Annotated in this window: 19 protein-coding genes and 1 pseudogene; 10 read left to right on the top strand and 10 right to left on the bottom strand. The window is 55.4% G+C overall.

What is annotated here, in order from left to right:
- Positions 1 to 383 (top strand): CatA-like O-acetyltransferase (locus ACZAHD_RS15615; RefSeq protein ID WP_462457586.1); only part of this gene is annotated, 383 nt, incomplete at its 5' end.
- Here the strand turns inward: ACZAHD_RS15615 and arsC are convergent.
- The 3 genes from arsC to ACZAHD_RS15600 are packed head-to-tail and all read right to left on the bottom strand — an operon-like array spanning position 363 to position 2,454.
- Positions 363 to 788 carry a glutaredoxin-dependent arsenate reductase gene (arsC, locus tag ACZAHD_RS15610; RefSeq protein WP_462457585.1) on the bottom strand — a complete coding sequence of 142 codons (426 nt, stop codon included), beginning with the start codon at positions 786 to 788 and terminating at the stop codon, positions 363 to 365. The two genes, ACZAHD_RS15615 and arsC, sit on opposite strands and share 21 nt — an antisense overlap.
- 7 nt (positions 789 to 795) lie before the next feature.
- Positions 796 to 2,088 carry an arsenic transporter gene (locus tag ACZAHD_RS15605; RefSeq protein WP_462457584.1) on the bottom strand — a complete coding sequence of 431 codons (1,293 nt, stop codon included), beginning with the start codon at positions 2,086 to 2,088 and terminating at the stop codon, positions 796 to 798.
- 42 nt (positions 2,089 to 2,130) lie between these two features.
- The gene (locus tag ACZAHD_RS15600; RefSeq protein ID WP_462457583.1) at positions 2,131 to 2,454 is read right to left on the bottom strand and encodes a metalloregulator ArsR/SmtB family transcription factor; all 324 of its coding nucleotides are present in this window, start codon (positions 2,452 to 2,454) and stop codon (positions 2,131 to 2,133) included.
- A 491-nt stretch (positions 2,455 to 2,945) separates the two neighbouring features.
- On the opposite strand from ACZAHD_RS15600, the gene ACZAHD_RS15595 reads away from it, so the two are divergent.
- The 3 genes and pseudogenes from ACZAHD_RS15595 (at position 2,946) to ACZAHD_RS15585 (ending at position 3,942) form a co-directional block, all read left to right on the top strand.
- Positions 2,946 to 3,086: a hypothetical protein gene (locus ACZAHD_RS15595; protein ID WP_004862935.1), complete on the top strand. Its 141-nt coding sequence runs from the start codon at positions 2,946 to 2,948 to the stop codon at positions 3,084 to 3,086.
- 58 nt (positions 3,087 to 3,144) lie between these two features.
- Positions 3,145 to 3,301: pseudogene (locus tag ACZAHD_RS15590) on the top strand (3-hydroxyacyl-CoA dehydrogenase family protein); the annotation flags it as partial.
- Between the two features lie 470 nt (positions 3,302 to 3,771).
- The gene (locus ACZAHD_RS15585; RefSeq protein ID WP_462457582.1) at positions 3,772 to 3,942 is read left to right on the top strand and encodes a YnfU family zinc-binding protein; all 171 of its coding nucleotides are present in this window, start codon (positions 3,772 to 3,774) and stop codon (positions 3,940 to 3,942) included.
- 207 nt (positions 3,943 to 4,149) lie between these two features.
- On the opposite strand, the gene cspA is transcribed toward ACZAHD_RS15585, so the two are convergent.
- Complete coding sequence (cspA, locus tag ACZAHD_RS15580) at positions 4,150 to 4,365, bottom strand: RNA chaperone/antiterminator CspA (RefSeq protein WP_462457581.1); 216 nt, start codon at positions 4,363 to 4,365, stop codon at positions 4,150 to 4,152.
- A gap of 299 nt (positions 4,366 to 4,664) precedes the next feature.
- Here cspA and cspF point away from each other — a divergent pair, with 299 nt between their 5' ends.
- Positions 4,665 to 4,877, top strand: coding sequence for a cold shock-like protein CspF (gene cspF, locus ACZAHD_RS15575; protein ID WP_462457580.1), 213 nt, complete (start codon positions 4,665 to 4,667; stop codon positions 4,875 to 4,877).
- Positions 4,878 to 4,936: 59 nt separating this feature from the next.
- Here cspF and ACZAHD_RS15570 read toward each other — a convergent pair whose 3' ends face one another.
- Entirely contained in the window at positions 4,937 to 5,809 is an 873-nt protein-coding gene (locus ACZAHD_RS15570) for a LysR family transcriptional regulator (RefSeq protein WP_462457579.1), read from the bottom strand.
- A gap of 106 nt (positions 5,810 to 5,915) precedes the next feature.
- Between ACZAHD_RS15570 and budA the strand changes: the two genes are divergently transcribed.
- The 3 genes from budA to ACZAHD_RS15555 are packed head-to-tail and all read left to right on the top strand — an operon-like array spanning position 5,916 to position 9,181.
- Positions 5,916 to 6,695: an acetolactate decarboxylase gene (gene budA / locus ACZAHD_RS15565; RefSeq protein WP_462457578.1), complete on the top strand. Its 780-nt coding sequence runs from the start codon at positions 5,916 to 5,918 to the stop codon at positions 6,693 to 6,695.
- 12 nt (positions 6,696 to 6,707) lie between these two features.
- Positions 6,708 to 8,387, top strand: coding sequence for an acetolactate synthase AlsS (gene alsS, locus ACZAHD_RS15560; protein ID WP_462457577.1), 1,680 nt, complete (start codon positions 6,708 to 6,710; stop codon positions 8,385 to 8,387).
- A 23-nt stretch (positions 8,388 to 8,410) separates the two neighbouring features.
- Positions 8,411 to 9,181, top strand: a complete 771-nt coding sequence (locus ACZAHD_RS15555; protein ID WP_462457576.1) for a (S)-acetoin forming diacetyl reductase — start codon at positions 8,411 to 8,413, stop codon at positions 9,179 to 9,181.
- 326 nt (positions 9,182 to 9,507) lie between these two features.
- On the opposite strand, the gene ACZAHD_RS15550 is transcribed toward ACZAHD_RS15555, so the two are convergent.
- The 5 genes from ACZAHD_RS15550 to ACZAHD_RS15530 all read right to left on the bottom strand — a co-directional run bounded on the left by ACZAHD_RS15550 (position 9,508) and on the right by ACZAHD_RS15530 (position 15,875).
- A complete protein-coding gene (locus tag ACZAHD_RS15550; RefSeq protein ID WP_462457575.1) occupies positions 9,508 to 10,578 on the bottom strand; it encodes an ABC transporter ATP-binding protein in 1,071 nt (356 codons plus the stop codon).
- Positions 10,571 to 12,340 (bottom strand): ABC transporter permease, encoded by a 1,770-nt coding sequence (locus ACZAHD_RS15545; protein WP_462457574.1) that lies wholly within the window; start codon positions 12,338 to 12,340, stop codon positions 10,571 to 10,573. The genes ACZAHD_RS15550 and ACZAHD_RS15545 overlap by 8 nt, the downstream gene beginning before the upstream one ends.
- Positions 12,341 to 12,448: 108 nt before the next feature.
- Positions 12,449 to 13,537, bottom strand: a complete 1,089-nt coding sequence (locus ACZAHD_RS15540; RefSeq protein ID WP_462457573.1) for an ABC transporter substrate-binding protein — start codon at positions 13,535 to 13,537, stop codon at positions 12,449 to 12,451.
- 403 nt (positions 13,538 to 13,940) lie between these two features.
- Entirely contained in the window at positions 13,941 to 14,759 is an 819-nt protein-coding gene (locus ACZAHD_RS15535) for a phytanoyl-CoA dioxygenase family protein (protein WP_462457572.1), read from the bottom strand.
- Positions 14,760 to 14,963: 204 nt separating this feature from the next.
- Positions 14,964 to 15,875, bottom strand: coding sequence for a LysR family transcriptional regulator (locus tag ACZAHD_RS15530; RefSeq protein ID WP_462457571.1), 912 nt, complete (start codon positions 15,873 to 15,875; stop codon positions 14,964 to 14,966).
- Between the two features lie 503 nt (positions 15,876 to 16,378).
- Here ACZAHD_RS15530 and ACZAHD_RS15525 point away from each other — a divergent pair.
- Positions 16,379 to 17,899 carry an amino acid ABC transporter permease/ATP-binding protein gene (locus ACZAHD_RS15525; protein ID WP_462457570.1) on the top strand — a complete coding sequence of 507 codons (1,521 nt, stop codon included), beginning with the start codon at positions 16,379 to 16,381 and terminating at the stop codon, positions 17,897 to 17,899.
- A 25-nt stretch (positions 17,900 to 17,924) separates the two neighbouring features.
- The coding region (locus ACZAHD_RS15520) for a phytanoyl-CoA dioxygenase family protein (protein ID WP_462457569.1) at positions 17,925 to 18,349 on the top strand (425 nt) is incomplete at its 3' end.

Below are 18,349 nucleotides of genomic sequence, written 5' to 3'. Positions count from 1 at the left end.
TGACTCCCGTCATGACCGCCCAGGAAGGGTTTCGCCAGGTGTGGTGTGACAATGCCGCGGACTTCGCCGCCTTCAGCCGGGCGGCGACGCCGAATATTGAGGCGGCAAAAACCACTGCTCCGGCACCGCTGATTGTCGAAGGCGAGCACTTTTTCTGCGCCAGCTGTCTACCGTGGCTCCATTTTAGCGCCATCACCCAGGCCGAGTATTATACGGGCGCGGCGGTCCCTGCGCTCACCTGGGGCAAACTGAAAAACGGCATCATTCCAGTCGCGGGTAAATTCAACCACGCTTTTGTCGACGGGCTGCACGCCAGCCGCTTTTTCGCACAGGTTGAAGCGGGGTTTGCCGAGCCGGATGCCTTATGGCAGCCGCTTGTCTGAAGCCGCCACGACCCATTCCCCGTCCTCCTTGCGAAACGGCTGTTGCTGCGCCTCGGTCAGGATCTGCAGCACCACTTCCGACGGACGACAAAGGCGCGTGCCCAACGGAGTGACCACAATGGGCCGGTTAATCAGAATCGGGTGCTGCAACATACACGCGATCAGTCGTTCGTCGCTAAGGGTTTCATTATCCAGCCCCAACTGTGTGTAGGGGGCGACGTTTTTGCGCAGCAGCGCGCGCACCGTTATCCCCATTGCCGCAATCAGAGCCACTAACTCTTGTCGCGACGGCGGCGTGTCGAGATAGTAGATAATCGTCGGCTCAATACCACTGTTGCGAATCATAGCCAACGTATTGCGCGACGTCCCGCAATCCGGGTTATGATAAATGATGGTGTTGCTCATATGATTCTCACGACAGAGAAAAAGAGAGACGCAAAGCCAGTGCGGCCAACGTCACCAACAGTACCGGTAGGGTCATAATGATCCCGGTACGGAAATAGTAGCCCCAGGAGATGGCCCTGTTCTTTTGCGCCAGAACATGCAGCCAGAGCAGCGTCGCAAGACTGCCGATTGGCGTGATTTTTGGCCCCAGATCGCAGCCAATGACGTTGGCGTAGACCATCGACTCTTTAATCACCCCCGTTGCCGTACTGCCATCAATGGACAGCGCTCCGATCAGCACCGTCGGCATATTATTCATGACCGACGAGAGGAGCGCCGTCAGCACTCCGGTACCGAAGGTTGCCGCCCACAGCCCGTTTTCCGCCAGCACATTCAGCACCGCGGAGAGCGCAGCAGTTAACCCGGCATTGCGCAGACCGTAGACAACCAGATACATCCCCAGCGAAAAGACGACGATTTGCCACGGCGCACCACGCAGCACATTGCTCGTATTAATGACTCGCCCCTTTTTCGCCACCGCCAGCAGCACCGCAGCTCCGGTGGCGGCAATGGCACTGACCGGGATCCCCAGCGGTTCGAGAATGAAAAAGCCAGCCAGCAACGCCACCAGCCCCCCCCAGCCGGCCAGGAACGTCGGACGATCTTTAATCGCGTTGGCCGGTTCGGCCACCAGCGCCAGATCGTAGACCGGAGGAATATCGCGACGAAAGACCAGATGTAGCATCGCCAGAGTCGCCAGGATCGCCGCAATATCGACCGGTACCATAACAGCCGCATAGGTGCTGAAGTCCAGATGAAAAAAGTCGGCCGAAACAATATTGACCAGATTCGACACCACCAGCGGCAGGCTGGCGGTGTCGGCAACAAACCCTGCGGCCATCACAAAGGCCAGCGTCGCGCGCTGGCTGAAACCCAGCGCCGACAGCATCGCGATGACGATAGGGGTCAGAATCAGCGCCGCGCCATCGTTAGCAAACAGCGCAGCCACGACGGCGCCCAGCAGAATTATCCAGCTAAACAGTATCCGCCCGCGCCCGTTTCCCCAGCGGGCAACGTGCAGTGCCGTCCAGGAGAAAAAACCCGACTCGTCCAGCAGCAGACTGATAACGATCACCGCAATAAATGCCGTCGTGGCATTCCAGACGATGTTCCAGACCAGCGGAATATCGCTCAGATGAATGACGCCGAACCCTAGCGCCAACACGGCCCCCAGACTCGCGCTCCAGCCAATGCTCAGTCCTTTCGGCTGCCAGATAACCAGCAGCAGCGTGAATAAAAAAATGATCCCTGCGAGCAGCATGCCCTACCCCATCAAATATGTAATAACAGATATATTAAGCGGTCATCTACAGGAAGGCGGCGCCGCGTCTGCCAGTCGGGCGCGCACGTCATCCCGCAGACATCGCCATGCGCTGTCGACGATCTCTGCCGCCCATGCCGGCATATGCGGCGACAAACGGTAGTGCACCCATTTACCTTCCCGACGGTCAATCACCAGCCCGCTCTCGCGAAGAATCGCCATATGCCGTGATATTTTGGGCTGAGATTCCGCCGCTACGGCGCAAATATCGCAGACGCACAGCTCACCTTGCTCCCGGAGCAACATCACGATCGTCAGGCGAGTGGCGTCAGACAATATTTTAAAAACCTCTAACGGATGCGGCATTTTCGATTCCTTACCGTGACATTTACATATACGTTAATTCATATATGTTTATCTGGAAATAACCGCGGGCAAAAAAAACGCTCTCCATGGCTGATTTCCCTGCTCTGCAGTATGAATTTTTGATTTTGAACTTGCCAACACGCTCCCGGATCGGTCGCCGCCGCGCATACTCATTCTCTACGGTTCGCTGCACGAGCGCGCTTTCCGTCGCGTCGCCACGACCTCCTCGCACAGCGTGAGATAACCGACGGTCACTATGTGGCCTGCCACGAGGTGGTCGCCTCCAGTTGAACCGCAAAGCCATCCGCTCACAGGTCAGCGTGGCCAGGGACTGAGGCAAAAAAGCCGTCAACAGTGATGCTGGCTGGTTTTAACCGAGCGCGGCGTCGGCATTACCGCTCTGTGCGGTAACGGGACACCCAGGGTTCATCCTGGCGTGGTTTTGTCCTATACTCTGACCACAGTCAAAACAGAACGAAAGTGGGTAACTCATGGAAATTGATCTCGACAATCTGGTATTCAGCGGTCTGGAAGAAGCGCAAGAGCGCAATGCCGAACGCCTTGAAGACGCTGACAAAAAAGCCGAAGCGATCGTTGCCGATGATGATTGCGGCGACGCCTGCAAAATCTAATTTCTGAACCGGCTAACCACGCCGGTTTTTTTATCCTCGTCCCTCACTCAAGCCGTAAATACCCCTTCAGCGTGCGGCGCCGGGATTTGTTGGCAACCGCCTGCCGGTCGCTATGCTGCGTGAGGCGCTGCATATTGTACACAGCGGTATCGTCTCGCCGGAAGTGGTTCGGGGCAGGCGCCCATCCCTCGGCCGCCACTATGCAATACGCGGCGTGGTCGGTCTGACCCACACGCTGGCGCTGGAGACCGCCAGAAGCCACGAGCCCTGTAAGACGATTTGTCCCGGCAGGGTGTCAACCCCGCAGGTCCAGCAGCAGATCGCTAAACGCATCGCTGAAGGTAGCGATCCGGAGCAGGCACACGCAACGGCTGGCAGAAAAGCAGCCCTCCGGCGAGTTTGTCACCCCGGACAGCAGGGTGAACTGGCGCTGTTTCACGGCAGCAAGAGCGACGCCCAGATGTGCAGCGCGGTATGGAACATGGACGGCGGTTGGGTCGCGCAATAACCGACAACCTGCTCAGGAGGAACCCGTTTCTTCTGAGCAGCGCCTGCCACGCACGGCATTTTCTCCAGCAGGCTATTTCCCGGCGACCGGTTTATTTTCGGCAAAAGACAATCAGTTCGGGCTATTTATTTAATAATGATGTATGGTTTCAGGCCATTAAATCAGGTAGGAAATCATATGTCAGATCGGAAAGATAGCAAAAACCGTCGTAATTATCTTGTAAAATGCACCTGCCCTAATTGCTCCCAGGATTCCGAACACAGCTTCAGCCGAGTACAAAAAGGCGCCCAGCTGATTTGCCCCTACTGCCATAAACTCTTCCAGACAACAGCAAAAAATGCTGCTTAAACACCAAAAAATGATTGTTCCCCAAAATCCAACGCTGATTAGATTATTCTTATCACATTGAATGAATGGGGTAATCGGTCATTATTTTTGGCAAACAGAAAACCCGCACGCTGGCGGGTTTTAAATAAATTAATGATGTCTGTTACTCGGGTGGATCGGTCTGCTCAGGCTGCTGCCGTCTTCGCTATCGCCGGGCCACCCACGAACTTATCCTACGATGGAAACGTTTGTCGCCGCCGGGCCTTTCGCGCCGCTGCCGACCACAAACTCGACCTTCTGCCCTTCAAACAGGGCGCGGAAATCTTCATTTTGAATCGCAGAAAAGTGGACGAAGATATCCTTGCTGCCGTCTGCCGGCGTAATGAAGCCGAAGCCTTTATCTGCATTAAACCATTTGACTAAACCAGTCATTTTATTCGACATTCGATATTCCTTTTTATGAGTTCTTAATCGCCAAACTGGTTTGCGCTACAGAATCAACTTAACACTTAATGGAGGGACTCAAGGAAGGAGATATCAGCGATAACGCCTGGAAATGAGGACTGCTTTAGTGAACTGCTTTCTGTCTTACAAACCGACCAGACCATTAAGGCACAGGGTCTGTTTATTAGCAAGGTTTATTTTAGCCGTCGGCAAGACGGCTCCGATAAAAAATAAAATCGATAGCTTTATTGTTCGATTAAGGTATAGTTCGGCGGTACTTATTTCTACAAGGATTTTATTTGTTGCAAAAAATGACAGGCATTGTCAAAGCGTTTGATAATAAAACCGGCAAAGGCCTTATAATTCCCTCCGATGGTCGTAAAGACGTTCAGGTCCATATCTCCGCATTATTCCCAGGTGAATCAGAAAACATTATTCCAGGTATTCGCGTTGAATTTCGCCGGGTCAACGGCCTGCGCGGCCCGACGGCGGCTAACGTCTACCTTTCATAGCCACACTCCCGCTTGCCGCACCCGACCGCTTATGACGATCCCAATAGCAGACCGGGCGGCTAAAACATCTCCAGAAAACGTTTTACCGTTCGCGAACGTTCGAATCGCCGCCAGGCAATCGCAATATCGGTCGTCACCGGCGTCCCCGACAACGGGTGATAGATGACGTCGGGATGGTGAATACAGGACATCGACTGCGGCACCAACGCGAAACCGAATCCGGCAGCCACCATGCTTAAGGAGGAGGAAAGTTGTGAAGATTGCCTCGCCAGGCGCATATCGATGCCGGCGCGCAAACAGCTATTAAATACCTGCTCATACAGCCCCGGCGCCACCTCGCGCGGAAACAGAATCGGCGCGGTCTCCCGCAGCTGTACCAACGTCAGCATGGCCTCACCGGCAAGCGGGTGATCGCGGTGAAGGGCGATAACCATCGGTTCTACATCGATAATGCGCAGGTTAAACGCTTTGCTGCTTTCACACGGCAGGCGCACAAAGGCAATATCCAGCTCCCCGTCCCCCAGCGCGCTCATCAGCGCCGCCATATTACCCTCGACCTGGCGCAGGCTAACCGCCGGATAGCGCAGCTGAAACTGGCGCAGCAGCGCGAAAATCTGCGGATGAAAAGCATTAGAACTGGTGATGCCTAATGCCAGCCTACCGTTCATCCCACGGGCGATGCCTTTGGTCTTTTCCAGCGCCGCGTCGCTAAGAGCGAGGATCTGACAAGCGTCTTCATAAAACGACTCCCCCGCTTCCGTCAGCTCAATTCCCCGCGTCAGACGGCGCAGCAACGGCGTGCCTATTTCTCGCTCAAGCCGCTGAATTTGCTGACTTAATGGCGGTTGTGAGATACCGAGTTCCCTGGCGGCACGGGTGAAATTTCGCGCCTCGGCCACGGCGACAAAATAGCGTAGATAACGAAGTTCCATATCAAAAACGTCTCAAACCAGCATGCTTTCTATATTGGAACTGAGAGCTGAATCGGGTCAACAATTATTTAATCTTTCTTATATGTGTTGAACGAGGAAGTATCTGATGACCCATTCTTCTGCATGCACCTGCCAGCAAAGCCTGTACGAAACCGTACGCGGTTTTTCTGCCCAGCAGCCTGATAGCGTGATCTATCAGACCTCTTTGATGAGCGCCCTCCTGAGCGGCGTCTATGAGGGCAATACCACCATCGCTGACCTGCTCACCCACGGAGACTTCGGTCTAGGAACCTTTAATGAACTTGACGGCGAGCTGATTGCCTTCAGCAGCGAGGTCTACCAACTGCGTGCCGATGGCAGCGCGCGCAGAGCTCGCGCGGAGCAAAAAACGCCGTTCGCGGTGATGACCTGGTTTCGGCCGCAGCACCGCGTCAGCTTCGACCATCCGGTAAACCGTCAGCAATTGCATGAGATAATCGACCGGCAGATCCCCTCCGACAATCTGTTCTGCGCCCTGCATATCGACGGCCATTTTCGCCACGCCCATACCCGGACCGTGCCCCGTCAGACCCCGCCCTACCGGGCGATGACCGATGTTCTGGACGACCAGCCGGTGTTCCGTTTCAACCAACGCAAAGGGATACTGGTCGGTTTTCGTACCCCGCAGCATATGCAGGGGATTAACGTCGCCGGGTATCACGAGCATTTCATCACCGACGATCGCCAGGGCGGCGGCCATCTGCTGGATTACCAGCTCGATAGCGGCGTGCTGACCTTCGGCGAGATCCACAAACTGCTGATTGACCTTCCGGCCGACAGCGCTTTTCTCCAGGCCGATTTGCATCCTGACAATCTCGACGCCGCCATTCGCGCGGTAGAAAATTAAGGAGCTTCACATATGGACAATCAACGTCACGAACGCCAGTGGGCGCACGGCGCGGATATGGTAGTCAGTCAGCTTGAGGCCCAGGGAGTACGCCAGGTCTTCGGCATCCCCGGCGCGAAAATAGATAAAGTCTTCGATTCGCTGCTGGACTCCACCATCCGGATTATTCCCGTGCGCCACGAAGCTAACGCCGCATTTATGGCCGCAGCCGTCGGCCGCCTGACCGGTAAAGCGGGCGTCGCGCTGGTCACCTCCGGCCCAGGTTGTTCAAATCTGATTACCGGCATGGCTACCGCTAACAGCGAAGGCGATCCGGTGGTGGCGCTGGGTGGCGCGGTCAAGCGGGCGGATAAGGCCAAACTGGTCCATCAAAGTATGGATACCGTGGCGATGTTCAGCCCGGTGACCAAATATGCCGTTGAAGTCACCGCCGGCGACGCGCTGGCGGAAGTTGTCTCCAACGCTTTCCGCGCCGCTGAGCAGGGGCGCCCGGGCAGCGCTTTTATCAGCCTGCCGCAGGATGTTGTCGATCAACCCACCCGCGGTGCGATTCTCCCGGCTGGCAACGCCCCGCAAATGGGCGCGGCCCCGGACGAGGCGATCGAGAAGGTCGCGCAGATGATCGCCGCCGCCAAAAACCCGGTTTTCCTCCTCGGGCTGATGGCCAGCCAGCCGGACAACAGCCGCGCCCTGCACCAGTTGCTGGAACAGAGTCATATTCCGGTCACCAGTACCTACCAGGCCGCCGGGGCGGTCAATCAGCAGCACTTCGCGCGCTTCGCCGGTCGGGTCGGACTGTTTAACAACCAGGCTGGCGACCGCCTGCTCCACCTCGCCGACCTGATTATCTGCATCGGCTACAGCCCAGTCGAGTATGAACCGGCGATGTGGAACCTTGGCAATGCCACGCTGGTCCATATCGACGTGCTGCCCGCTTATGAAGAACGTAACTACACCCCTGATATCGAGCTGGTGGGCGATATCGCCGCAACGCTGAACAAACTAACCCGGCGCATCAACCATAAGCTGGTGTTAACCCCGCAGGCAGCGGAGATCCTCACCGATCGCCAGCATCAGCGCGAGCTGCTCGACCGCCGCGGCGCGCAGCTGAATCAATTCGCCCTTCATCCGCTGCGCATCGTGCGGGCGATGCAGGATATCGTCAACAGCGATGTCACCCTCACCGTCGACATGGGCAGCTTCCATATCTGGATCGCCCGTTACCTGTACAGCTTCCGCGCCCGTCAGGTGATGATTTCCAACGGTCAGCAGACGATGGGCGTGGCGCTGCCGTGGGCGATCGGCGCATGGCTGGTGAATCCACAACGCAAAGTGGTCTCGGTCTCCGGCGATGGCGGGTTCCTGCAATCCAGCATGGAGCTGGAGACCGCCGTCCGGCTGCGGGCCAATATCCTGCATATCATCTGGGTCGACAACGGTTACAACATGGTGGCGATTCAGGAACAGAAAAAATACCAGCGCCTCTCCGGCGTGGAGTTCGGCGCGGTCGATTTCAAAACCTACGCCGAGTCTTTCGGGGCCAAAGGCTTTTCGGTGGAGAGCGCCGACACCCTGGAGCCGACACTGCGTGCCGCCATGGACGTCGATGGCCCGGCGGTGGTCGCCATTCCGGTCGACTATCGCGATAACCCTCTACTGATGGGACAACTCCATCTCAGCCAAATACTGTGAGTCACTACAAAAAGGAAAGGAACATGCAAAAAGTCGCACTTGTCACCGGCGCCGCTCAGGGCATCGGTAAAGCTATCGCACTGCGCCTGGTGAAAGACGGATTTGCCGTGGCCATTGCCGATTACAACGATACCGCGGCGAAAGCCGTGGCCGCCGAAGTCAACCAGCACGGCGGACGAGCGCTGGCAATAAAGGTCGATGTCTCCCGCCGTGAACAGGTTTTTGCCGCCGTCGAACAGGCGCGTAAAACGCTGGGGGGTTTTCACGTTATCATCAACAACGCTGGCATCGCCCCTTCGACACCGATTGAAGCGATCGTCGAGGAGACCGTCGATAAGGTCTATAACATCAACGTCAAAGGGGTCATCTGGGGTATTCAGGCGGCAGTCGACGCCTTTAAAAAAGAGGGGCACGGCGGGAAAATCATCAACGCCTGCTCCCAGGCCGGACACGTCGGCAATCCGGAGCTGGCGGTCTACAGCTCGAGTAAATTCGCCGTGCGCGGCCTGACCCAGACCGCCGCCCGTGACCTGGCGCCACTGGGGATCACCGTTAACGGCTACTGCCCAGGAATCGTCAAAACCCCGATGTGGGCGGAGATCGATCGTCAGGTATCGGAAGCGGCGGGCAAACCGCTGGGCTACGGCACGGCCGAGTTCGCCAAACGCATCACCCTGGGACGATTGTCCGAGCCTGAAGACGTGGCGGCCTGCGTGTCGTATCTGGCAAGCGCGGACTCCGACTATATGACCGGCCAGTCGCTACTGATCGACGGCGGGATGGTTTTTAACTGATTCCATAATGCTCTGACATGGTTTGCCCCTGCCGCGATGCAGGGGCTTTTTTATGTGCTGATCACCGCCGTTCGGGCGATAAAAGCGCGCCCGGCAGGAGACGTGCGCCACAAATGTTTTTTACGCTACATGGCCTGTCTGGCAGCGGGAAAACGTAAGACTCCATACAAAGTAAACAATTTGAGCGCTTAAAATGATTAAGAGGCAGAATACAGAGTTACCGCAGATAAATGGTTTCTCACTGGAATATTTTCACGGCGTCAGTATTGCTGGTTTTATTGCGCAGACGGCGAACAGTGGGCGCCGTCTGCTAAAGACGTTCAGCCTTATGCTCGCGGGAAAATCCACAGGTCGTTGGCCGGGAATGTCAGGTGACAATGCTCCGTGTCGCCCAGCGATAAACCATAGGCGCGAATGGGGAAATCGTCTCCCCGGGTACGGAACAGGTACTCCCAGCGGTCGCCAAGATACATACTGGTTAACAGCGGTAGCTCCAGCATATTATCCTGGGGCGTTGCCCCAAGGCGCAGACGCTCTACGCGGATCACCGCCGTCGCCTCCTGTCCGACGCTGACCCGACCGTCAGCCATCCCCCACAGCGCCCAACTGGCCCCTTCAATCCGCGCCCGTCCGTCGATTACGGCGGTAATCTTGCCATGCAGGCGGTTATTGCTGCCCATAAACTCGGCGGCAAACAGCGTCGCCGGGTGGCCATACATCTCCTGCGGCGTCCCCTGCTGTTCAATCACGCCATTGTTGAGCAGCAGAATGCGATCGGAAATCGCCATCGCTTCGTTCTGATCGTGCGTCACCATCAGCGCCGACAGCCCCAGTTTGATAATCAGCTCACGCAGAAACACCCGTGCCTCTTCGCGTAATTTGGCATCAAGGTTCGACAGCGGTTCATCAAGCAGAATAACCGGCGGGTTGTAGACCAGCGCCCGGCCAATTGCCACACGCTGCTGCTGTCCTCCCGAGAGCTGATGCGGGTGCCGGTTGCCCAGGTGCCCAAGACCCAGCTGATCGAGCACCGCCTGCACCCGTTGTTTCATTTCGCCAGCGGCGACTTTACGCAGTCTGAGCGGGTAGGCAACATTCTCGAATACCGTTTTGTGCGGCCACAAAGCGTAGGACTGAAACACCAGCCCAAGATTGCGCGCCTCGGCCGGAATTTCGCTGCGCGGATTACCATCATAGACCGTATGTTTGCCAATAGCGATCCGCCCGCCGGTGGGTTTCTCCAGCCCGGCAACCGCACGCAGCAAGGTGGTTTTCCCGCTGCCCGACGGCCCCAGCAGCGACACCACCTCTCCCCGCTTCAGCGTCATCGACACCCCTTTCAGCACCGGGTTGTCGCCATAGGTCAGATGCAGATTTTCTACTGATAATTCAATCATGTAATTTCACTCCAAAGCGCAGGGCGATACCCAGCCCAACCACCACCAGCAGGATATTGATAAACGAAAGTGCGGCGACAATATCGATGGCTCCCGCGGCCCACAGTGAGACCAGCATCGAGCCAATGGTCTCCGTTCCCGGCGACAGCAGATAGACACCGGTGGAATACTCACGCTCAAAGATCAAAAACATCAGCAGCCACGAGCCAATCAGGCCATAGCGCGACAGGGGCACCGTAACGTGGCGCGTCACCTGCCCCTGCGAGGCGCCGTTGCTGCGGGCTGCTTCCTCCAACTCCGGCGCCACCTGGAGCAGGGTTGAGGAGATCAGGCGCAACCCATACGCCATCCACACCACGGTGTAGGCCAGCCAGACGCTGAAAATGGTATTGCGCAACGCCCGCAACTGGACAATCAGATGTTCGCGCAGCCAGTCGGCCATCGGCAGCGCGGAAAGCCAGCCGTTTTTCAGCGACTGATCGAGCCACATCGGCAGGAACAGAAACACCCACAGGAACGCCAGTCCGGCCAGCAGGCCCGGCACCGCACGCGGAACCAGCACGCTGTAGTCGAGAAAGCGCGTGACATTATCCGCTTTACGATGCATCGCAATCCCGACAAACAGATAGCAGAGAACCGCCAGCGCGCCACCGAAAACGCCGATGGCCATGGAGTTGACGATGGCCCGCAGCAGGTTCGGCTGCTGCCAGATATTATGGAAGGTCGCCAGAGACAGTTCATCCCAGAGAGAAACCCCCACTCCCCAGTTGGAAATAAACGCCCGCAAGGCCACACCAATCAGCGGCACGCCGATGGTCACGGTCAGCCAGAAAACCACCACCCCGCCGGCGACCCAGCGCCACTTGCCGAGCGGCAGCGCTCGCGCCTGAGACGCTTTGCCTTTCATGGTCACAAACCGATTGGCCGTGCGCATCAGGCGACGCTGTAACATGACCAGCGGAATGGTGATACAGATAAGCACGACCGCCACCGCCGCCATCAGATGATAAGAGGGGGTACCAAGCTTATTAGTGAGCTTGTACAGGTAGGTAGCCAGCACCATGTTGCCTTCCGGATCCCCCAGCACCAGCATCAGACCAAACACTTCCAGGCCGAGGAAAAACAACAGCACGCAGGCATAAAGAATCGACGGACGTACCATCGGCAGGCTGACCGAGGTCATCACCTGCAGCGGAGATGCCCCTACCGTCCGCGCCGCCTCTTCGACATCTGAACCGACGCTACGTAGCGCGGACGAGATATAGAGATAGGCATGCGGGACGTGAGTCAGCCCGGCAATCACCACAATGCTGAACATCGAGTAAATATTCCACGGCACAAACCCCAGCAGTTGCTCTGCCCATTGCGAGAAAAAACCCACCGGCCCGGCCGCGACCACATAGCCAAAAGCCAGTACCATGGGAGAAACAAAAATCGGGACCAGAATCAGCGGTTCAATAAACCGGCGACCAGGCAAATCAGTACGCACCATTAGGAACGCGAGGATCCCGCCCAGCGGTATCGCAATCAGCACCAGCCCCACGGCCAGAATAAAACCGGACTTCAGTGCGAGATAAAAGTCAGGGTCGGTAAAAATAAATTCGAAGGCCCCGAGGCTTAATTCTTTGTTGCGGGCAAAAAACGGGGCGGAAAGAAAGCTCTGCACCACGATAAATAACAGCGGGATATAAATCACCAGTGCCGTTATCACGACCACGATGCCGCGCGGTAGCCCTTGCCACTTTCTGCGTATTACATTCATAGCTTATCCCTTTGGTCGGGCGCGGAATACAAACCAGACGGGTGTTGAAAACCGGGAATACCCGGCGCGAAAAGACGGCGTATCCGATAATGCGCCGCCTGGCAGCTATTATTTTGCAGCGGCGGTACGCCATTGTTTGATAAATTCCAGACGTTTTTTCGGTTCCAGATATTCCAGTAACGTTTCATCGACCGGAATCGGCTTCAGCGCGTTACCCAACATTTTGGTCATTCCGTCGATATCATTTTTGCCTTCGATATCGTTACGAATAGAGGGAATATCTGCCTGACTGGCCAGAATACTCTGCCCTTTTTCCGACAGGAGATAATCGAACCACAATCTGGCGGCATTCGGGTGTGCGGATTCCTGAGTAATAAACGAGACCCGCGACAACACCAGTACATAATCCTTTGGATATGAAATCCCCAATGACGGATCGGTTTTCGCCCGTGCCTCTGCGTAGGAACCGAGAATATTATAACCCAGCAGGTTTTCACCCGAGGAGACTCTCTCCATCATGGTGCCGGTTGAGGACTGCACGGTCAGACCGCCTTTCGCTATCCCGGCCAGATCGGCGAAATAATTAGCGTCAGCTTTGCTGTCCTGTACCGCCAGCATGAAGCCCAGTCCCGATTTTTCAATATCGTAGGTGGTCACTTTGCCTTTGAATTTATCCGCCTGGGCGGTGACCAGTTTAGCCAACGCGGTGTGCGAATCCGGGACATCCCCTGATGGAATTAAACGTTTGTTATAGATAAAAACCACCGGTTCGTAGGTGGTTCCATAGGCTTTTTGCTGCCAGACCGCCCATTTCGGCAGCTTGCTCAGCTCAGGAGAGGCGTACTTTTCGGCATAGTCCGTCGCTAATTTTAGCGCCGTATCCATCGATGAACTCCAGACCACGTCGCCACTACCGCCGCCGGCCGCCTGCTCGCTGATATAGCGGTTATAGAGTTCGGTACTGTTCATATCGTTATATTCAACTTTGATCCCAGGGTACTGCGCCTCAAATCCTTTAATTAACGGGCCTGCGGCTTTGGTGTCCGTCGTCGAATAGATGACGACTTTTCCCTCTTTTACCCCGGCATCCACCACTTTTTGATAATCGGCCGGGTAACCCTGAGGTAATTCTGCCAGAACGGAACAGGAGAAGACTGTCGTCAGTGAAACCACTAAAACATCAATTTTCCTATACATAAATCCAACCCTTAATTATCATTTATTAAACACAAATTTAACATATAGCGAGATGCCAGGACGTTGCAATGACGGGGGCTGTTTTTTTCCGGCTTTTGTGACGCTGGCTTAATTTAAAAAACTGGAGGCAGCCGCAATCAAAAGGAATAAGACGCAGAATATTTACTCTCGCCCGGAAACGAAATATTAAGAAACCCTTAAGAGTCAGATGGGATGTTGATAAAACGGGCGCTACGCCTTCCCTCGAATTGCATGGCTGCAGGCCAGCATTGACCTGCAGGAGGGCAATTTGCCGTCACCGGATAACGCTGCGGGAAATAATATTGCCGGTAAGGCTAACAGAGGTAAAAGGTGGCCGGGCAAATTCAGGTCCGCGAGGAGACGAACCCGGGATGCGACAACATTATTCTCGCGGCCAGACCCGGGGAAACAGGGGAGAGATCAGCGCCTCGCCATCTTTGAGCGTCAGTTCCGGGAATGGCGGCGAGGTCACGCCGCCGCGATCGGCGAAAGTGGCGTCATCCCCGACCCAGCGAGCGGAAAAAACCCGACGCGCACGCGCGGTGGCATTGCCCCTTGCGCCGTGCAGCGTCCGGTAATGAAAGGCGACCGCATCTCCCGGCTCCAGCGCCCAACTGACAATATCGTAATCATCCTGATGTGCATCAATATCCGGCAGTTCTTTAAAACGGCTGTGTGCATAGAGCTTTGAGCCATTAAAACGAGTCGGGCTGTACTCGTCACCCCAGCGGTGAGAGCCGCGGATGCAGCGCAACGAAATCTCTTCCGCCACCGGGTCCAGCGGGATCCAAAAGCTGACATTTTGCTGCCCTTCGACACAATAATAGGGCTGATCGTGGTGCCACGGCGTCACCGTACTGCCGCCTGGCGGCTTCACCAGCGTGTGTTCATGGAAAAACGTGGCGGTCTTCGATTGCATCAACGCAGCGGCGATTTCCGCCGCCGGCGAACTCAGGACAAAGCGAGTAAAGTCGGGGATCCGCGACCAGTTGCAATAATCCTGGAAAAACGGGGCGGAGCCATCTTTCGGTACAACCGTGCGGGCGTGGCCATACTCGCTGGGATTGGCCATCAGTTCCGCGACACCGGCGGCCAGGCTTTCAATCCACGGCGTAAACACCCCCTTCAGCAACACGACACCATCGGTCTGATAGCGGTCGATGGTCTGCGAATCAATATGTAGGACACGCTGATTTTGCATAGCTAACCTTCCTGTGTGGAGAGATGATGTGGCTGAAGGTGACCCAGGCAGGCCCGCTATTTAGCCACCGCTGATGGAACTTACACAGGTTATTTAATCGCCCATCACGGGTAAATTATTATAAAACGAGTCGCTGAATATAAAATTACGAGCCTTAATGGCATGGTAAAAAAAATAAGCCTGCAGTGGCCGCAGGCTGATTATTCAAAAATGCACGGGAGTTAACTCAATACTGCGGCAATAGTCCATAAACAGTTGCGTGGGCCGGGTCGGTTCATTATTGGCAAGATGCGCCATAATTAATGTCGAAGCAGGCATATCATCTTCAATATCTAATTGTACCAGTCTCTCGCCGTCATAGGTCATATCACACAGAGGCCGGGTGACTAATACCGAAAACCCCAGGCCCTGTCCCACCATACAGCGCACCATTTCGATGGAGGGTGAACTGTAGGCGACTTCAGGGTGATAGCCCTTCTCTTTAAATATAGTGATGAAATAATTCTTACTGGGTACCGCGTCGAGCAAAATCATGGGTTCATGACTGAGTTCCTGCAAAGTCACACTCTTTTTCTGCGCTAATGGATGGCTGGCCGGCAGCAGCGCGTAGGGTTTATGCGGCGCATTCAGCATCTCTTTATTGATCGAATGACCTAATTCCAGATCGTAGACCAGCGCCAGATCGAAACGCCCGCGATGCAGACCGTGCATTAGCTCATGTTGTTCGCCGTCATACAGCTGCAGGGTGATGTCGGGATACATTTTTTTAAACCCGGCGACCAGTTTTGGCATGTACAGCGGCGCCACGGATTCGAAGCAGCCGACGGAAATTGTCCCGGAAACCAGCTCCTTGTCGGCGCGGGAGTTTTGTTCAAACTCATAGGAAAGCCGCAGCAGCTCTTTTGCCTTCTCATAAAAACGCCTTCCGCAGGAGGTCAGTGAGACGCCCTGGGCATGATGGCGAATAAACAGCTGCTGCTCAAACGTGCTTTCAAGGTTTTTAATGGCAATCGAGATCGACGGCTGGGCAATATGAAGCTGCCGGGAGGCTTCAGCGATACTCTCGGTCTCTACAACGGTGACAAAGTATTTAAGTTGTTTGAGTGTGAATCGCATCGTAGCCTCACCCTTTACGAAATATTGTCGCCAGCGGAAACGGTATAGTTTCCTGATATGCAACAAGCAAATATCGTGCCATTTCGCCATGGGTTCGCTGATTTCTTTGCCGGGCAAATGATTTATTTACTGTTCCGGCGAAGTAAAAATGATGGCAACATCGCCACATCCGTTTAATTGCACCAGCCTGAATCACCCTGCACCAAATTAATTCCTTACCCGCCCCAACATGGCACAATTTTGGATTTAAATGCCCGTTCCGTTACCCCTTGCGCGTAATTGTTTTTTTTATGTTTAGTTCTTGTTTCGCACTCATTGCTTTAAATTTATTGAAATTAATCCACCTGTATAGTTTTTTTAAACTTAAAGACCAAAAATTTACTAATTGCCTCGCAGCGAAAACTACCAGCATAGTGTTATTGCAAGATACACCCTGGCGATGCCCTATTTTTGATCATCGGTATCGCATTCATTTCCGTTAATTATGGCGAGCGAAATAGCCCATGACGTTTAACTGGAACTACATGTTAAGTCTGCTCAGCGATGCAGATTTTTGGCTGGCCACCTGGACCGTCATTAAATTAAGTCTGCTGACCTGGGGTTGCAGTATTGTACTGGGATTTGTTCTCGCCCTGGCCAAGCAGTCTCCGCGCAAACTTTTTAATCTCCCGGCGCGGTTCTATATCTGGCTGTTCCGCAGCCTGCCGCTGCTGGTACTGCTGATATTCGTCTATAACCTGCCCCAGGCGGTGCCGTCCTCAGCGCCCGTGCTCAACGACCCGTTCTGGGCCGGTCTGCTGGCGATGGTGCTGAGTGAAGCCGCCTACGTCGCCGAAATTCACCGCGGCGGCCTGCTCTCGATCCCGAAAGGCCAGAGCGAAGCCGCCCGGGCGCTGGGACTGCGCTATGCCGGCACCCAATGGCGGGTGATCATTCCCCAGGCACTGCGCGTCGCGCTGCCGGCACTGGCCAACGAATATATTGCCGTCGTGAAGCTCAGTTCGCTGGTATCGGTTATCTCACTGACCGAGATTTTAATGGTGGGTCAGCGGCTTTATTCACAAAACTTCCTGGTGATGGAAACCATGGCAGCGGTGGCGTTCTACTACGTGCTGATCGTGACCGTTTTCGATTTCTTGCTCAAACGTCTGGAGAGCTATCTCGATGTCACCCGGCGGAAAGTCACGCGCCCCATCGACAGCGAGATGCAGCGACTGGCCACGCAAACACGCCCGGTGATCGTGCGCAGCACGGTCGACAACTCTCAGCCGGCGCTGCAGGCGTCAAAACTGCACAAAGCCTATAACAACGTGGAAGTGCTTGGCGCCGTCAGTCTGCAAATTCAGCCAGGAGAGGTGGTCTCGGTGATTGGCCCTTCCGGTTCCGGGAAAACCACGCTGATCCGCCTGCTCAACGGACTTGAGCAGATCGACAACGGCGAGATTCGGATCAACGGCCAGCCATTTATTCATCTCGAACGTCAGGGCGTACAGAAGCCGCGTTTTATGGAAAACGCGCAGTACCGCCTCAACATCGGCATGGTTTTCCAGAGTTTTAACCTGTTCCCCCATCTGACGGTGCTCGGCAACCTGCTGCTGGCGCCGCGCTACCATCGACTGGCCGCGGAAGCCGAGCTGAAGCAGCAGGCCTGCGAATTGCTGCATAAGGTCGGCATGCTGGAACACGCGTGGAAATATCCGCACCAGCTTTCTGGCGGCCAGCAGCAGCGTGTGGCCATTGCCCGGGCCCTGATGATGCGACCGCAAATCATGCTGTTTGATGAACCCACCTCGGCGCTTGACCCGGAAAAGGTCAATGAAGTGCTCCAGGTTATCGAATCGCTGGCTCACGAAGGCATCACCATGGTCATCGTGACCCACGAAATGAATTTTGCCTTCAAAGTCTCTGACCGGATTGTGTTTATGGAAAAAGGACGCGTGGTGTGCGACGACACGCCGCAGGCGATGCGCGACGGCAACCACCCGCGCGTGGACGCCTTCCTGAAAGATGTCTCCCTGGCTTAACTCTCCGTTTGTGAAAGGAAAAATTATGATCGCGCAGTGGCAAATCGAGCAGTTTCATCAACAAGGTTTTCTGGTGGTCGAAGGGGTGCTGTCGCCTGACGAAATCACCGCCTTGCAACAGGATTTTGACGGTTGGGTCGAAGAGAGCCGCCGCCATACCGAGGTGTGGGGCGAGACGCTGGACGGTCGCCCGCGTTTCGACCTTGAAGGGGATCACCGCGCCGATCATCCTTCTCTGCGCCGGGTCAGTTCGCCGACGGAGATTTCCGTCGCCTTCGAACATGCCGCTCTGCAATCGCGGATGGCGACCATCGCCGCCCAGTTAATCGGTGGCAGCGGCACCCGTTTTCATCACAGCAAAATCAACTCCAAGCTGCCGTTTACCGCGACACAGGTGAAATGGCATCAGGATTTTCTGTTCACACCGCACAGCAATGACGACATCATCAC

Source organism: Raoultella sp. (genome assembly GCF_039594335.1).
Lineage (GTDB): Bacteria > Pseudomonadota > Gammaproteobacteria > Enterobacterales > Enterobacteriaceae > Klebsiella.
This window is presented reverse-complemented; position numbering and strand designations above follow the sequence as displayed.

Coding starts and splice junctions, on each gene's coding strand:
- ACZAHD_RS15570 (WP_462457579.1), bottom strand. CDS start 5,809: ATGGAACTTCGTTATCTACGCTATTTTGTCGCCGTGGCCGAGGCGCGA.
- ACZAHD_RS15530 (WP_462457571.1), bottom strand. CDS start 15,875: ATGCGATTCACACTCAAACAACTTAAATACTTTGTCACCGTTGTAGAG.
- ACZAHD_RS15550 (WP_462457575.1), bottom strand. CDS start 10,578: ATGATTGAATTATCAGTAGAAAATCTGCATCTGACCTATGGCGACAAC.
- ACZAHD_RS15555 (WP_462457576.1), top strand. CDS start 8,411: ATGCAAAAAGTCGCACTTGTCACCGGCGCCGCTCAGGGCATCGGTAAA.
- arsC (WP_462457585.1), bottom strand. CDS start 788: ATGAGCAACACCATCATTTATCATAACCCGGATTGCGGGACGTCGCGC.
- ACZAHD_RS15525 (WP_462457570.1), top strand. CDS start 16,379: ATGACGTTTAACTGGAACTACATGTTAAGTCTGCTCAGCGATGCAGAT.
- ACZAHD_RS15540 (WP_462457573.1), bottom strand. CDS start 13,537: ATGTATAGGAAAATTGATGTTTTAGTGGTTTCACTGACGACAGTCTTC.
- alsS (WP_462457577.1), top strand. CDS start 6,708: ATGGACAATCAACGTCACGAACGCCAGTGGGCGCACGGCGCGGATATG.
- ACZAHD_RS15545 (WP_462457574.1), bottom strand. CDS start 12,340: ATGAATGTAATACGCAGAAAGTGGCAAGGGCTACCGCGCGGCATCGTG.
- ACZAHD_RS15605 (WP_462457584.1), bottom strand. CDS start 2,088: ATGCTGCTCGCAGGGATCATTTTTTTATTCACGCTGCTGCTGGTTATC.
- ACZAHD_RS15595 (WP_004862935.1), top strand. CDS start 2,946: ATGGAAATTGATCTCGACAATCTGGTATTCAGCGGTCTGGAAGAAGCG.
- budA (WP_462457578.1), top strand. CDS start 5,916: ATGACCCATTCTTCTGCATGCACCTGCCAGCAAAGCCTGTACGAAACC.
- cspA (WP_462457581.1), bottom strand. CDS start 4,365: ATGTCGAATAAAATGACTGGTTTAGTCAAATGGTTTAATGCAGATAAA.
- ACZAHD_RS15535 (WP_462457572.1), bottom strand. CDS start 14,759: ATGCAAAATCAGCGTGTCCTACATATTGATTCGCAGACCATCGACCGC.
- ACZAHD_RS15600 (WP_462457583.1), bottom strand. CDS start 2,454: ATGCCGCATCCGTTAGAGGTTTTTAAAATATTGTCTGACGCCACTCGC.
- ACZAHD_RS15585 (WP_462457582.1), top strand. CDS start 3,772: ATGTCAGATCGGAAAGATAGCAAAAACCGTCGTAATTATCTTGTAAAA.